The sequence below is a fragment of the Gracilibacillus lacisalsi DSM 19029 genome, assembly GCF_000377765.1.
Taxonomy (GTDB): Bacteria; Bacillota; Bacilli; order Bacillales; family Amphibacillaceae; genus Gracilibacillus; species Gracilibacillus lacisalsi.
Genome location: NZ_KB898678.1, coordinates 17,303 through 33,265 on the forward strand (window position 1 = coordinate 17,303; position 15,963 = coordinate 33,265).

The 15,963-nt window shown below is 36.5% G+C and carries 12 protein-coding genes; all 12 read left to right on the plus strand.

From position 1 onward, the window contains the following. Nucleotides 1-27 precede the first annotated feature (27 nt). The gene (locus D569_RS0118455) at nucleotides 28-1,335 is read left to right on the plus strand and encodes an ABC transporter substrate-binding protein (RefSeq protein ID WP_018933914.1); all 1,308 of its coding nucleotides are present in this window, start codon (nucleotides 28-30) and stop codon (nucleotides 1,333-1,335) included. 77 nt (nucleotides 1,336-1,412) lie between these two features. After that, nucleotides 1,413-2,276, plus strand: a complete 864-nt coding sequence (locus D569_RS0118460; protein ID WP_018933915.1) for a carbohydrate ABC transporter permease — start codon at nucleotides 1,413-1,415, stop codon at nucleotides 2,274-2,276. A 21-nt stretch (nucleotides 2,277-2,297) separates the two neighbouring features. Next, nucleotides 2,298-3,182: a carbohydrate ABC transporter permease gene (locus D569_RS0118465; RefSeq protein WP_018933916.1), complete on the plus strand. Its 885-nt coding sequence runs from the start codon at nucleotides 2,298-2,300 to the stop codon at nucleotides 3,180-3,182. 37 nt (nucleotides 3,183-3,219) lie between these two features. After that, nucleotides 3,220-5,133: a beta-N-acetylhexosaminidase gene (locus D569_RS0118470; RefSeq protein WP_018933917.1), complete on the plus strand. Its 1,914-nt coding sequence runs from the start codon at nucleotides 3,220-3,222 to the stop codon at nucleotides 5,131-5,133. A gap of 31 nt (nucleotides 5,134-5,164) precedes the next feature. Beyond that, complete coding sequence (locus tag D569_RS0118475) at nucleotides 5,165-6,193, plus strand: lactonase family protein (RefSeq protein WP_156823005.1); 1,029 nt, start codon at nucleotides 5,165-5,167, stop codon at nucleotides 6,191-6,193. A 2-nt stretch (nucleotides 6,194-6,195) separates the two neighbouring features. Then, entirely contained in the window at nucleotides 6,196-6,651 is a 456-nt protein-coding gene (locus D569_RS0118480; protein WP_018933919.1) for a GNAT family N-acetyltransferase, read from the plus strand. Between the two features lie 706 nt (nucleotides 6,652-7,357). After that, nucleotides 7,358-8,383, plus strand: a complete 1,026-nt coding sequence (locus D569_RS0118485) for a LacI family DNA-binding transcriptional regulator (RefSeq protein ID WP_018933920.1) — start codon at nucleotides 7,358-7,360, stop codon at nucleotides 8,381-8,383. 138 nt (nucleotides 8,384-8,521) lie between these two features. Then, complete coding sequence (locus D569_RS0118490) at nucleotides 8,522-9,823, plus strand: ABC transporter substrate-binding protein (RefSeq protein WP_018933921.1); 1,302 nt, start codon at nucleotides 8,522-8,524, stop codon at nucleotides 9,821-9,823. Nucleotides 9,824-9,877: 54 nt separating this feature from the next. Further along, nucleotides 9,878-10,750 (plus strand): carbohydrate ABC transporter permease, encoded by an 873-nt coding sequence (locus D569_RS0118495; protein ID WP_018933922.1) that lies wholly within the window; start codon nucleotides 9,878-9,880, stop codon nucleotides 10,748-10,750. Nucleotides 10,751-10,765: 15 nt separating this feature from the next. Next, complete coding sequence (locus tag D569_RS0118500; RefSeq protein WP_018933923.1) at nucleotides 10,766-11,584, plus strand: carbohydrate ABC transporter permease; 819 nt, start codon at nucleotides 10,766-10,768, stop codon at nucleotides 11,582-11,584. Between the two features lie 33 nt (nucleotides 11,585-11,617). Continuing rightward, entirely contained in the window at nucleotides 11,618-14,008 is a 2,391-nt protein-coding gene (locus tag D569_RS23155) for a hypothetical protein (RefSeq protein WP_018933924.1), read from the plus strand. A gap of 22 nt (nucleotides 14,009-14,030) precedes the next feature. Beyond that, a complete protein-coding gene (locus D569_RS0118510; protein ID WP_018933925.1) occupies nucleotides 14,031-15,956 on the plus strand; it encodes a glycoside hydrolase family 127 protein in 1,926 nt (641 codons plus the stop codon). Nucleotides 15,957-15,963: the final 7 nt, after the last annotated feature.

Consider the following 15,963-nt stretch of genomic DNA (forward strand, 5'->3'; position numbering starts at 1 on the left):
AAACTTTATAGAAAAGGGGTAGTTAGGTTGAAGCAATTTAAATGGAGTCTGTTGTTAGTATTTTTGTTTGTTTTAATAAGTTTAGTAGCATGTTCTAATAATGAAACCGATTCAACACCGGCAGATAATGATGATAACTCTGAAGGTGCCGAAGAGACAGATACAGAAGAAGCATCTGAAGAAGTTGATTTACGAGTGGTTACGACAATGGCAGGTACGGATCCAGCCGGTGAAGTATTTCAGGAAGTATTAGACGAATTTGTAAGCGAACATCCACATGTAACCATTGAAAATGATTCACAATCAGCCGATGCAGGTACAATCCGAACGAAAGTAAATACGGATTTTTCTTCTGATAATGAGCCTGATATGATGTTCTATTTTAATACAGTTGATGCAGAAGGACTTATCGAAGAAGGTAAGGTTGTAAACTTAGAAGAAGCGGAAGGTATTGACTTATCTGGATTTAATTCGATGTTAGAACAACAAAGACATAGCGACGGTAACATTTATGCTGCACCACAATCTGGTTTTTATGAAGGGTTATTCGTAAATAAGAAGTTATTTGAAGAAAACGGCATTGAACTACCTACTACTTGGGAGCAATATGAAGCAGCAATTGAAGCATTTGCTGAAACAGATATTGTTCCAATCGCAGCATCTACAGAGGACTCATATTATGTAGTAGAGCATTACGCACTTGCTGCAGGCGGTATGGAAAATTATACAGCAGAATTGGCAGACCAAAACCCATCATGGGCGGAAGGTTTAGATAACATAAAAAAACATGCAGATATGGGAGCGTTTACACCTGATGCAGCAACAATTGATTTAGCAATGGCACAAGAATTATTTAAACAGGAACAAGCAGCAATGATTTTCGAAGGCTCTTGGTTCTGGGGGCAATTGGAAGAAGCAGGTATGGGCGAAGATGTTACCGTTTTACCTATGCCAGTTTATGCTGATGGAGGTGAAACTGGGGAGATTGTCGGTGGAGCATCTCAAGGATGGTTTATCAGTACTAAATCCTATGAAGATGAAGCAAAGCGTGATGTTGTGGTAGATTTGTTTAACTATTTAACTTCCGAAGAAACGATTGTCCGGATTGCCGGAGCAACAGGGCAGCCACCGGCTAAAGGTGCATTGGACGATTTACCAGCTTATTTGGAAGCAGGTCATCAATTAGTCAGTGATGCTCCAGCAGTAGCATTACCGATCAACGACCGTATTTATCCGGAAGCGTTCACACATATGCGGACAAGCGTCCCTAATATTGTAAGTGGTAACACAACTGGTGAACAAGTATTAGAGGAAGCAGCTGGAATGGAAGAGTAATAGATAACTAGATAGTAAATAGGAGGTTGTCCCTGGATCAGGGTCAGCCTCATTGCTCATCTGGAAGGGAGGACGTCATGAAAGGTGATAAGTTGTATATTTTTCTCTTTCTCACACCTGCTTTTGTGATAACAGGTATCTTTTTGTATTATCCGTTTGTAGAAAATATTTTGCAAAGCTTTTACAAAACGGATGGATTCTTTAATTCTACATTTATTGGGATAGATAACTATGTTCGGTTATGGAATGATGAGATTGCTAGAGAGGCATTATTCAATTCACTGGAGTTAATGTTGTATGTCACTATTTTTCAGGTAGGAATCGCACTTGTTCTAGCGATAATGGTCAACGCGATTACGAAAGGGGCAGGTTTTTACCGGACAACTTTTTTCTTTCCAATCGTTATTTCCGGTGCTGCGATCGGGTTATTATTTACGTTGATTTATAATTACAGAAACGGTTTGTTGAATGAGATTTTAGTTAATCTTGGTTTAGAAAGAGTGTTATGGCTGACCGAGCAATCCTCCTTATATATGGTAGCTATACCAACGATTTGGAACTATGTTGGCTTTTACTTTGTCATCTTATTAACGGCCATTCAAAAAATCCCAAATGACTTTTACGAGGCAGCTGAGTTAGAAGGGGTTACTGGCATTCAAAAAATGTTTAAACTGACGATTCCATTGATTGTCAGTGATTTGAAAACATGTATTGTTCTTGCCATTACCGGTACGTTAAAGATATTTGAACTTGTTTACATTATTACTAGAGGTGGCCCGGGTAGTTCCTCTGAAGTATTAGGAACCTACATGTATCAGAAGGCATTTGAAGATACGGCAATGGGATATGGTGCTACCATCGCAGTGTTAATTGTTGTTTTAGGTTTAAGTTTAGCATTTATCACGAACAAATTATTACAGAAAGAAGAAGTTACGTACTAAAAGGAAAAGAGGTGTTCACCTTTGCATACTCATACACAGGAACAGTTAACATTTTGGGAAAGGTTTCAGGAAAGGTATTTTTCCCAATCTAAAATCGGCAAAATCTTTATTTATGTTGTGCTTACATTATGGTCGATGACTACCATCTTTCCTTTAGCATGGGTATTTTTAAATTCATTTAAGGATTCTCGGGAGATTATCACGGACACGTTTAAAATTCCATCTGATCCAACTGTGCAAAATTATGTCAATGCGTTTGAAACTGTCAATATTGGTAAAAGCTACTTAAACAGTTTTATAATATCTGGTTCTGTTGTGTTGCTTGTGTTATTTATTGGTGGTCTAGCGGCTTTTGCGATGGCACGGATGCAATTTAAATTAAGAGGAGTATTACAAGCTCTCTTAATCGCAAGTTTACTAATCCCGGCATTTGCGACGATTGTTCCTGTTTATCGAATGATGATTCAAATGGACCTTGTTAATACATATCTGGCGCTGATTATTCCGCATACTGCTGGTAACCTGCCTTTTGCGATCCTGGTTATTAGTGGTTATATGGCGACCATCCCCAAGGAATTAGAAGAGGCATCTGTGATGGATGGTTGTGGCCGCTTTAGAATGTTTACAAAAGTATTCTTGCCGATATCATTACCATCCTTTGCAACAGTAGGTATTTTCGTATTTCTTTGGTCGTATAACGACTTATTCTCTTCATTAGTATTAGTTTCACACGAAAGAGTAGCACCAATCGTCGTGTTATTATCTAATGTAAGTTCACAGTATGGTACAGATTACGGTTTAATGACCGCAGCGATTGCGATGACTGTAATTCCTGTTCTTATTTTCTATCTATTAGCTCAGAAGACATTTGAAAAAGGAGCAACATCTGGAGCAGTCAAAGGCTAACGATTGAGAGACAATCAAAAAAGAAAGGGTGATCCATTTGTATATTTTATTACAAGGAGAATTTCACTCATTTTTACCTGGTATTGAAGAATTACAGAAGGAAATTAATTTTATCCTCCATGAAGACGGTATCCCATTAACAATAGAGAAGAGTGATAGTAAGGATACTGTTGTTGAGTTCAGAAATGGTGAAGGTTTTATTTCTTATGGTCAAGCCTATCACGTCTATAGAGCAATTGGTTTATTTGTTCAACACAGTAAAGAACAAGCAACGTTTATGATGAAAGAAACACCACATTTTCAAACAATTGGCCCGATGTTTGACCTGTCTAGAAATGCCGTGATGCGAGTAGATCGATTCAAAGGTATGCTTCGAAAAATGGCATTAATGGGATTTAACGCAGCAATGCTTTACATGGAAGATACGTATGAAGTTAAAGATTTTCCTTACTTTGGATATATGCGGGGGCGCTATTCCCAACAGGAATTACAAGAACTTGATGATTATGCATTTCAATTTGGAATCGAGTTGATTCCTTGTATCCAAACACTTGCACACTTAGAAGAGTTTTTGAAGTGGGATGCAGCAGCACACCTGAAGGATACAAGAGGTGTTTTGTTAGTGGATCAGGAAGCAACATATGAATTTTTGCGAAAAATGATTAAAGCTGCAGCTCAACCTTTCCGAACTAAACGTATTCATATTGGTATGGATGAAGCCGAAGAATTAGGGAGAGGGATCTATTTAAATAAATTTGGCTATAAAGATCGTATAGATTTGATGACAGATCATTTACGACAGGTAAAAGAAATAACAGATAAACTGGAACTTGATGTCATGATGTGGAGTGACATGTTTTTAAAGCTAGCATCTAATTCCGGGGATGATCAGTATGATATGTCAACGGAAATTTCAGAGGTTATGAAAAATAAAATACCTGACAATATCAAGCTAATGTATTGGGATTATTATCATACGGAGCAAGAAGATTATCAGGCATTGATTGCTAAACATAAACAATTGGGACAAACACCTGCATTTGCTGGTGGTATTTGGGTTTGGAATACCTTCGCAACGAATTATGGACTGTCACTAAAAACAAGTGAAGCAGCTCTAACAGTATGTAAGCAAGAAGGTATAGAAGATGTTTTTGTTACTTTATGGGGTGATGATGGTTATGAAAATAACTACTATTCGGCGATGCTTGGTTTACAATTGTATGCAGAACATCAATTCCAAACTACTGTTGATAAGGAATATTGGTATGCCCGTACTAAATTTTGTACTGGTTTAGATGCGAAGTCCTTTTTACAATTAAATGATTTAGATGCCATTCCTGGAGTGGCAAATGAAAACTTGGATCAAACAAATCCATCGAAATTTTTGTTATGGCAAGACGTACTTCTCGGCTTATTTGATAAACATATAGAAGGGGTAGAACATGACGTTTCTCTTCATTATCAACAATTGGAGATTAGGATAAAACAGTCACGAGATCCACGTTTAGAGCTTGACTTTATTTTTGAAGTACCAGAGAAATTATCGGCAGTATTAGCACAAAAGGCTGCTATCGGTATCAAACTAAAAACAGCCTATGATAATCAACAAGTAGAAACCTTACGGCAAATAGCTGATGAAGACTTACCGGTAATTATAGATAAGGTCAAAGTTTTGCGAAATGCCCATAAAAAGCAATGGTTGACCATTAATAAGCCTTTTGGCTGGGAAGTGATCGATATTCGATACGGTGGACTTATTGCTCGTTTAGAAACTGCGATAGAGCGAATTACAGACTATTCGAATGGGGAGATTGAAAGAATTGAGGAGCTGGAACAAGAACGGCTACCGTTTAATACTAATCTAGATAAAACAACCGGTTTAGGTTGGTCTAGTTATTATTATCGGATGGCATCTCCAAACGTGTTTTTTCACGTATTACCAATCTATTAATCAATATTCGAAAGGACTGAGATCCATTCAATTGAGTAGCTATAAAATGTTTGCTGGAGGATATGGGCAAGAAGATGAGGAAGCGATACAATTGGTTACTTACAACGCCAAAACATATTCATTTGAAAAACAGTCTACGATAAAGGGGATTACTTCCCCTTCTTTTTTAGCAATTCATCCTTATTTAGACATCTTGTATGCTGTCAGTGAGGTGGATAACGGAGAAGTAGCAGGGTTTCAGCTTGATTCGAAGTTCATCGAAATGGATAGACAGTCTACAAAAGGATCAGGGCCCTGTTATGTTCATGCAGATGAAAAAGGAGAATTTTTATTAATCGCAAATTATGGGGAAGGGAACATTTCGTTACACCCGTTAAAAGAAGATGGTTCAATAGAAACGTGTAGTGATGCAATTAAACTACCGATTGTTCAGCAAGGTAAGCATTCACATCCACATACTTGTTATCCGTTAGGTGATCAGGATACTTTTTTAGTCACGGATTTAGGTCAGGATACGTTGTCATTGTTTCAATTAATTCGCAATCAACACTGCTTACATCATATTCATTCATTTGAATTAGGACAAGGTAAGGGACCACGGCATCTAGTTGTTTCTCAGAATCGACAATTCATTTATATTGCAAATGAATTCAGTTCTACTGTTTCAGTATACTGCTTTAATGAAGACAAGTTAGAGATGGAGCTTATTCAGGAAATTGCTACTATACCTCCAGACGAAGAGATAGATAATTATTGTGCGGATATACACTTTTCTCCAGATAATCATTTCCTATATGTATCGAATAGAGGAAGGGATTCTATTACTGTTTTTCAGGTGCTTACCGATGGCGTGCTAACCTTTCATGATGAGGTATCAACACTAGGGCGCTGGCCACGAAATTTTGCTGTAACGCCTGATGGTGCATTTATTTTGGTTGCTAATGAACATAGTGACTTGATCACGGTACTGAAAATTAGCTCAGATGGTACATTACAACCATTACCTGATAAATATGAAATGATGAAACCGACTTGTTTAAAATTTTTAAGGGGGCTGTGAGAATGGCAGATATGTTAGTCAATTTATATTCATTACCTGAAGCTTCATTTGATAAGACGCAAAGCTATCAAATCCGAACGGTTTTACCACCAGAAAAACATAAAGTGGTAGATTGGGTCCGTGAGCATTTTTCTGAAAACTGGGTAAGTGAATGTGAAGTGGCTTGCACAAAGGTACCTGCTAACTGCTTAATTGCAGTTCAAGATAATGAAATTTTAGGTTTTGCCTGTTATGATACAACATTTCCAAACTTTTTTGGGCCAACTGGAGTGAAAGAAGGTGCAAGAGGTCAAGGAATTGGTTATCAGTTGTTGTTGGCTAGCTTGTTTCAATTACGTGCTAAAGGTTATGCGTATGCCATCATTGGTGATGCTGGTCCCGTGGATTTTTATAAGAAAACGATTGGAGCGGTACCGATTGATGGTGTGCCTGTCTTAAAACAACTGAAGTCACTTTAAGTAGTTTAGTTCTGGAGTGCAGGCAACTTGTACTCCTGACTGAACAACTTTTTTATTTTTTGTTCAAAGCAAAAAAGTATAAAATCAGCGCAATGCCCGTGTTAATCGAAGTATTTGCCAACGCTCCGACTAATTACTTCGCTTTCCGCGGCACGGCCTCAACTAACTTTGCAAAGTAGATTTTCGGCTCGCGCTATTCCCGCAGGAGGCTATGTAATTAGTTTCCGCTATGAGGAGGTGCAGCAATTCTTGTCAGAAGTAATAGGTTGACTTTTATAAAATAGATAAGAGCAAGAATCGCTATCCATAAGTATAAAAGCAGCAATGTTACTTCATGCTAGAGTTGTAGAGCAGAACTTAGCGAAGGCCGACCACTTTCACTCCTGTGGAAATTGTTTGGCCTGAAGATCCACTTTTTCGGTTTGTGCTCGAAAAAGTTAGCTGAAGTGCAACCTCTACGGAAAGGGAAATGGGCAGCCGGAGTGGTGGTGATATCTTTCACAATGGCCACTAAAGTAATCGCAGATCCACTTAGCATCATATATTTTGTTCAATCTTTCTTAAGCCTACAAATTGAGAGTAATAAACATGAACGGTAATAAAGGATAAAAAATAGGATTAATTTTCTAATATTCATTGACAAGGAAAACGCATTCATGTTAATTTCTTTATAAAGGTTAAACGTTTTATCAAAGTGGTGAAGAAAATGGCTAATTTAAAAAAAATCGCTCAGAAGGCAAATGTTTCAGTTGCTACCGTTTCAAATGTTCTCAATAATAGAGGGCGAGTAGGTGAGGAAACGAAAAAGAAAATCTTACGAATTGCTGAAGATTTTAATTATGCTCCTAATCGAATGGCAAAAAGCTTAAAAATGAACAAATCTCAAACGATTGGTGTTATAGTTGAAGACTTATCTGTTTTTAACGCACCAGAAATAATTGATGGAATAAATTCTTTTGCAGAAGATCATGGATATTCTATATTACTGATGAACTTACGTATGAAAAAAAAGACTGGTGTGCAATATCCTGACACCGAAATATGTAAACAAGAGGCGGCACCAATGTTTAAAGTTTTATTAGCAAGTCAAGTTGAAGGGATTATCTATATTGGGATTCATTCACGTGATGTAAAAGGAATACTTCCTGATTCTTCCATACCTGTTGTATATACTTATTGTGATACATCTAATCCGAAAGATTTATCGGTAAATTATAATGACTTTAGCGCTGCTTTTTATGCAACGGACTATCTAATCGAGCAAGGTATTAAAGATATAGGCCTAATTACAGGATTTAAAAATTCTGAATCAACTATGGAACGATTAAAAGGTTTTAAAAAAGCATTTAAAGAAAGTGAAATAGAATGGAATCCAGAGTGGATTACTAATGGGGATTGGGAGTTCAATTCTGGTTATCATCAAGGCCTTGTTTTATTACAGAAAAACAATAAACCAAGAGCTATATTAGCTATGAATGATTTAATGGCAGGTGGTGTAATAAAGGCGGCAAATGAATTAGGAATTAACGTTCCTGGCGACTTATCAGTTATAGGTTTTGATAATCGAGAGATCAGCCAGTATTTAACACCAAAATTAACTACTATGAGTCTACCATTAAATGAAATAGGGCAGCAATCCATTAAATTATTAATAAAAAAAATAAGAGGAGAAAAAATTTTGTCTAATAAAATTAGATTAAATTGTAAATTAGTTAAACGTGAGAGCGTTTAATCTATTGTATAATGATTAAACGTTTAATCAAATGAAAGCGTTTAACTACAGGAGGTGGTGTATAAAAATTAATGTGATGCTGTAGCTATTTCCTTTTGTTCAGGCATGTAGTACAAAATTAAAGGAGGAAAATTAACGATGAAAAATTATTTTAAAAACCGTTTATCACTTTTTGTTGTAGTAATTGTAATAGTGTTTTTAGTCGCTTGTAGTAATGAAAATGTGGATGAGGAACAAAATGAAGCTGAAAACAATAATAATGCGGATGTACAAACTATTCATATGGCAAAATTAGAATCTGATCCTAATGGAATGATGGAGGAAGCCCGTCAAAGATTTAATGAAGAACATGATGATATAAAAGTAGAATTTGTGGAGATGTCAAATGACGCATCGCAAATGCATGACCAAACCGTAACACAACTGTCGGCAGGATCTGAAAACCTCGACATTGTAAATATGGATGTTGTATGGACTGCTGAATTTGCAGAAGCAGGATGGATAGAGCCATTAGATGATCTATTTACAGAAGAAATGCAATCAGAATTTATTGAAAGGCAAGTTGATGCCATGACGTATGATGGACATGTATGGGCGGTTCCATGGTTTAATGACTTACATCCATTATGGTATCGCAAGGATTTGTTAGAAAAATATAATTTGGAAGTACCAGAAACGTATGAAGAGGCTGTAGAGGTTGCACAAACGATTCAAGAAGAGGAAGGTATTCAAGGATTCAGTATGCACTGGGGACGCGCTGAACAACTTATTGTCAGCTTTACTGAATTTTTACATGCTAATAATGGTGATTTTTTCGACGAAGATGGCAATGTCACGATTAATAGTCCAGAGGCAGTAGAAGCACTTCAGTTTATGGTCGATATGATAGAGGAATATGAAGTGGTATCCCCTTCAGCAATTGGTAATTCAACACCAGAGGATGCTAGAATTCCATTTACTCAAGGACAAGTATTATTCCATCCTAACTGGGGCTATGTGTATTCAGAAAATCAAGCTGATGATTCCCCAGTAAAAGATCAAACGTGGGTAGCTAGTAATTTTGCATTTGAAGGAGGCCAAAAAGCCAATGCTGTTGGAGGTTGGAACTTCGCTATATCCAAAAATGTTAGTGATAAAGAAACAGCATGGGAAGTAATCAAATGGTTTACATCTTTTGATAATCAGAAAGAAATGTTGCTTGGTGGCGGTCAAGTGGGAACCAGAGTAGAGCTATATGAGGATCCAGAAGTATTAGAAGCAAATCCTCAGCTAGAAGAGTATTTAGATGTATTTGAACATGCTTCAGTAAGACCATCACATCCTCAGTATTCTAAATTATCTGATATTGCGCAATCCTATATTCATCAGGCGTTGTCAGGAGATATAACACCGGAAGAAGCCCTGAATGAATTAGCAACGGAGTTAGAGGAGCTTGAATAAAAAGAATAACAGGTATCGAGGAATCCTCGGTACCTGTTATAAGGAGTGTAAATCATGAGATATAGATTTTTACCTTATATGTTGTTATTACCTGTATTTACCATGATTATCGTCATTGTGTTTATTCCTCTTATTACGACTATTATATACAGCTTTCAATCTTATAGATTGACAGATCCAGATGCACAAGCGACTTTTGTTGGTTTAAGTAATTATATCGAAATTTTGCAGGATAGCCGTTTTATATCCTCTCTAATAACTAGTTTAATTTATATTATTGGTAGTGTTATAGGAATGTTAATACTAGGCTTAATTACCGCACAAATTGCAAATCAAGCATTTAAAGGTCGTTCAATATTCCGCGCTTCCATCTTATTACCATGGGCGGTTGCTCCAGTAGTTGCAGCACAGTCTTGGAAATTTATGTTCGAAACAGACTTCGGGATTATCAACTATGTTTTGGAAGGGATTGGGATCATCGAACGAAATATACCGTGGCTTGTTTCATCGGATCATGCCATGATCAGTGTAATCGTAACAAATGTTTGGAAGACAACCCCTCTGTTAACTTTAATTATTGTATCTGGTCTACAGACGATCTCAAAAGAATTATACGAGAGTGCAGATATAGACGGAGCAGGTGATTGGAAAAAGTATTATCATATTACACTGCCATTGATAAGGCCATTCATCGCTATGGGACTTATCTTTACAACACTACAGACGATCAATGTCATCGATATTATTTATGTGATGACTGGTGGAGGACCTGGTGAATCAACAGAAATCTTTACGCTTTACAATTACAAAGTGTTTTTCCAATATCTAGACTTTGGTCTTGGTGGTGCTATGGCTGTTATTGGAGTAGTTATAGTCGGTATATTAATCTACTTCTATACAAGAAGTATGAATAAGCAGTATAACTAATAGGAGGTACTCCTGATGAAAAAAAAGGTAAAAGTTTGGTTTTGGATCGGATTAACGATTGTTATATTAATCAATATAATTCCTTATCTATGGACGATCCTAACCTCTTTAAAACAACAAAATGAAATCTACAACGTAAAGATTTTCCCTGAAACACTTTTTTTGGAAAATTATGTGCAAGTACTATTTAAAAGTGGCTTTTTGAAGAATATATGGAATAGTATCGTGATTTCAAGTGTGACAGCGATAATGTGTATTGTAATTGGGGTACCCGCCGCATATGCTTTTGCAAGGCTACAGTTCCGAATGAAAAATGGATTGTTTATGCTTGTGCTATTTATGACCATTTTTCCGGGTATCTTTATTATCAGTCCGTTATTTAGCTTTTTGCGAAGCATAGGTGCGATAGATACGTACTTTGCCTTAATTTTACCTTACATTGCATATTTCACACCATTAGTTGTTTGGATTTTAACGGGATTTTTCAGAACAATACCGAGTGCTATCGAAGAGGTAGCAATCATGGATGGATGTAGTATTCCAAAATTAATCTGGAAAATTGTATTACCCTTATCGGTTCCTGGAATTATTACCGTTGGGATTATTGCCTTCACATTATCCTGGAATGAATTTCTATTTGCGTTAATCTTTACATCTTCAGATAGTGCTCGGACGGTACCTGTTGCGATTTCTCAGTTCCAAGGTGTGCATTCACTAAATTGGGGGCAAATGACAGCTGCAGCAATAGTTGCAACGATTCCAATTGTGTTAATATCCGTTTTCTTACAGAAGTATATTATAAGTGGGCTAACGGCAGGGGCAATCAAAGAATAAAAACAACAATATATGTACGTTGGGGGATAATATATGTATAAGTTAACGAACAAAGTGTTTACAGCATTCGTAAACGACAAAGGATTGGTTGATTCTCTTTCTGTTAACCAAGACAAATCAGATATGAATTGGGTTATCAATCAAAATTATTTAAAAGAGCATAATTACCCGGATTATCAGAAATTGCTTGGGAATTTTTCGATTGAGATAAATAACCAAACTTTTGATAATCAGGGGGTCGAACCAAGAGTAGATGTGTCAAAGCAACAACTAAAGGTGAATTTTGACTTTTTAGAAGCTGGATTCACTATAGCATATATTTATACAGCAGCTGATAATAGTTATTTTGATTGGCGTATACAAGTTATCAACCATAATGAAAAGGAATTAGTGATTGATCATTTTCAAGTGTGGTGTTCTCTTTCTTATATTATGTTTCGAGATACAGATGTACATCGGAATATGCAGCAGTCTTGTGCGATATTCCCGCATATTTCAAATGATTATACTAGATTGATTGCCAAAAAGAGAGATAACAATGGACCCGATTTAGCTATTTTGAATTTAGAAGGCAAGACGATAAATATCGGAACTTTCTGTCGATATACGAATAGATTTCGTGAGCAAGTATCGCCTTCATTAGATGGAGCCTTGTTTCACCAGCTCATACTAGCAGAAACGAGTGAAACTAAAGAAGAATGTGATTGGATTTATGATAGCTTAGGACAAAGTATTACCGTTCCAGCTGCCAATAAGCAGTCTTGGTTATATCGATTTGCGGCTGTTGATCATACTGAAGAATACCAGCAAACACTTTTAGATTGCGATCAACCGCTTATTCAATATCCGCCGGTTGTATTGAAGGGTAGACATTTTATTGGTGAAGTGTTGGTACCTAGCAATACTACAATTCACCAGCTTATATTAAAGCTTCATGATAAGACGATCGATATCACAAATTATTTAAAGAAATTATCGAAAAGTAAGTATCAAATAGAATATTTGATGCAAGATTTGGGCGAGCATAAATTAGAGGTAGTTTTAGATAATGAAAAAATAGATTTCGTTGTTTTTAATGTAATGGATCCGATACATCGTCTTATCGAAGCACGAGCAAATTATTTAGAGCGCAATGCTTTTATTGAAGAAGAGACTGATGAAAACACTTTTGGGTTTAAACCTATATCGAATCAAGGAGAATCACTTGGTAAGTTATGTTTTTTGTTACAAAAAAATCTGATAGCGGAAGTTAAACCGAATCAAATAGAAAAAGTAGAAAAAAGTGCAGTATTTTATATAAAAAATAAATGGTTTAAAAATGGGGACCTAAATAATCCGTTGAAAATACATGGTGACTTTTATCGTACATTAGATTTTGACTATATTGCACATGTTTTCTTTTTATTGTCAAAAGTCCATCCAACATTTTTGAAAATTCATCAACCTAATGTTTATTTGGAGTGGGCGGCCGAGGTAATGATACTTCGCTTTGATAAGAATTTACATCAAAGTGAACGAGAAAAAAATGAGACAGAAATGAATGGTGTTTTTAACCTATTTATAGAAGATTTATTAGCGGAACTTGCAAAACAAAAAAAGCTGAAATACTGGAATCGGCTACAAGAACTATGGCAAAGTTTCTGTTTGAAGTTGGTAAATAATGTGGATTCCTATCAATCAGCAATAACAGAGCATCACTTTGATAATGCCGGATTTGGTCCAACTAGTGAATCATTGGCAATATATGGGGAATTAGAAGCTGCGGAGAAGTATGGTGAATTAATATTGGCGAATATTGGTATAAGTAACGATTTTCGAAATCAAAATCCAGATCGTTGGTGGGAAGCATTATCTTATATGATTCATTCATTATGGGGAGGTCTTGTATCCCATTCGGCCCTTGTCCTCTTTGAAAAAAGTAAAAAAATATATTATCTGCATGCAGCTTACCGTTCGATGATGGCTGTCCTCTATTGTTATGACTGGAATGCAAGTGCCACTTTAAACGTGCTAAAAGAGGGGGAAGCAGCTTCGACTTATAGTGTGGCCTACCCCAATATTAATAAGCCATCCTTAACCCATAACCGTTTTGGACAATCAGTATTTTTTGAAGATGATCCGGAACTGTTTGCTGGAAATGCAACAGGTGACGATTGGGATATGGGAGAAGAATTAGTAGCGTATTTAAAAGGATTTGGTACAACAACATATGTATATCAAGAAAATGGCAAGGTACACTGTGTAAATGGAATTATTACTGAAAAGAACGGTCAATTGATTGTTGAAAGTTATGCAGCATATCCTAAAGAATATAAGTTTTACCAAATGGGAATAGCGGATGTATACAAACAAGATAATCAAGATTTTTCACAGATAATTATCGAAAGAGATCATGATCAGTGTTGGAAGATTATTAATCTATAACATACATGGGGAGGAAAAAACGATGAATAAGATGACACCGATTCAGCTTTCGCAAGTGAAGATTAAGGATACATTTTGGAGTCCATGGCAAAATCTTGTAAAAGATTCCATCATTCCATATCAGTGGGATGCTTTAAATGACCGGATACCTGGAGCTGAACCAAGCAGAACGGTCAAAAATTTTGAAATAGCAGCAGGTAGGTCAGATGGTAAGCATTATGGCATGGTTTTTCAAGATAGTGATTTGTACAAATGGATGGAAACAGTAGCATACACCCTTCATATGGAAAAAAATGACGAATGGGAGGAGATCATGGATGAAGTTATCCAATTAATTGAAGAAGCACAAGAAGAAAATGGTTACCTCAACACCTATTTTAGTGTTAATCATCCAGATAAAAAATGGACGAATTTAAAAGATGATCATGAATTGTATTGTATTGGTCATTTAATTGAGGCAGCAGTAGCCTATTATGAAGCAACAGGGAAAGATCAAATTATTCAGATCGTCAATAAAGCTATCGAGCATATTACAGAGGTGATTGGAGAAGATCAAGGAAAGCTTGCTGGATATCCAGGGCATCCTGAAATTGAACTTGCTTTGATGAAATTATACAGGATAACTGGCAAAGAGGCGTATATCAGTTTGTGTAAATTTTTCATCGAGGAAAGAGGCAGAAGAACTCCACATCATTTCTTTGACGAAGAAACGAAAAAACGTGGCGAAAAGCCCGAAAATGATTATAGTTATTATCAAGCACATTTACCAATTAGAGAACAACGGACAGCTGAAGGACATTCGGTGCGTGCTACCTATTTATATAGTGGTATGGTTGATTTGGCAAGCGAGTTAGAAGACGAAGAACTGTTAGAGGTGTGTCGTGCCCTTTGGGAGAATACTGTTAATAAGAGAATGTACGTAACTGGCGGGATTGGATCATCCGCACACCAAGAAAGATTTACGGTCGATTATGATTTACCAAATGATAGAGCATATACCGAAACATGTGCCTCGGTGGCATTAATCATGTGGGCTCATCGTATGGTGCAGATAGAGGCCGACTCCAACTATACGGATGTGTTAGAACGAGCATTATATAATGGAGCGTTAAGTGGCATTGCATTAGATGGTAAAAGTTATTTCTATGTTAATCCATTAGAAGTTTGGCCGCATACAACAAACTGTAGACATGATATGAATTCAGTTAAAACAATAAGACAACCTTGGTTCGGTTGTGCTTGCTGTCCACCGAACATTGCTAGATTACTAGCTTCTCTTGGTCAATATATTTATTCTGTTAATCAGAAAGAACTGTATGTCCATTTATATATTAGTGGTGAAACTGAATTTATGATGGATGGTGAGCTTATTAAGATAGCACAACAATCAAATTATCCTTGGGAAGGGAATATTAACTTTCGTATAGACTTAAAAAAGCCAACTCCATTTACATTGGCAGTTAGAATTCCAGGTTGGTGTAAAGAATGCACACTATTCATAAATGGCGAGGAATATCCAGTTGAGAAAGTGAAAGGATATGCAAAGGTTCACAAGGAATGGCATCCAGGGGATGAAGTAATATTATCTCTAGATATGCCAGTAGAAACTGTTAGATCACATCCTGCTGTACGTGAAAATGCTGGTAAAGTGGCACTTCAACGTGGGCCAATCGTCTATTGTCTGGAAGAAATCGATAATGGAGCAAATTTACAAGATATTCAACTAGATTCGAAACAAACCTTCTCAGTAGACTTTGACGCATCCCTCTTAAATGGTGTGATGGTTGTAAAAGGAACAGGCTTCAAAACGGATACTGATAAGATTCAAGACCAACTCTATATAACAGCTCAACCATCCTTTATAAAAAAAGAACTAACAGCAATTCCTTACTACGCATGGAGTAATAGAGGTGAGAATGAAATGTTAGTTTGGATAAGAGAAAAGTAATTTACTA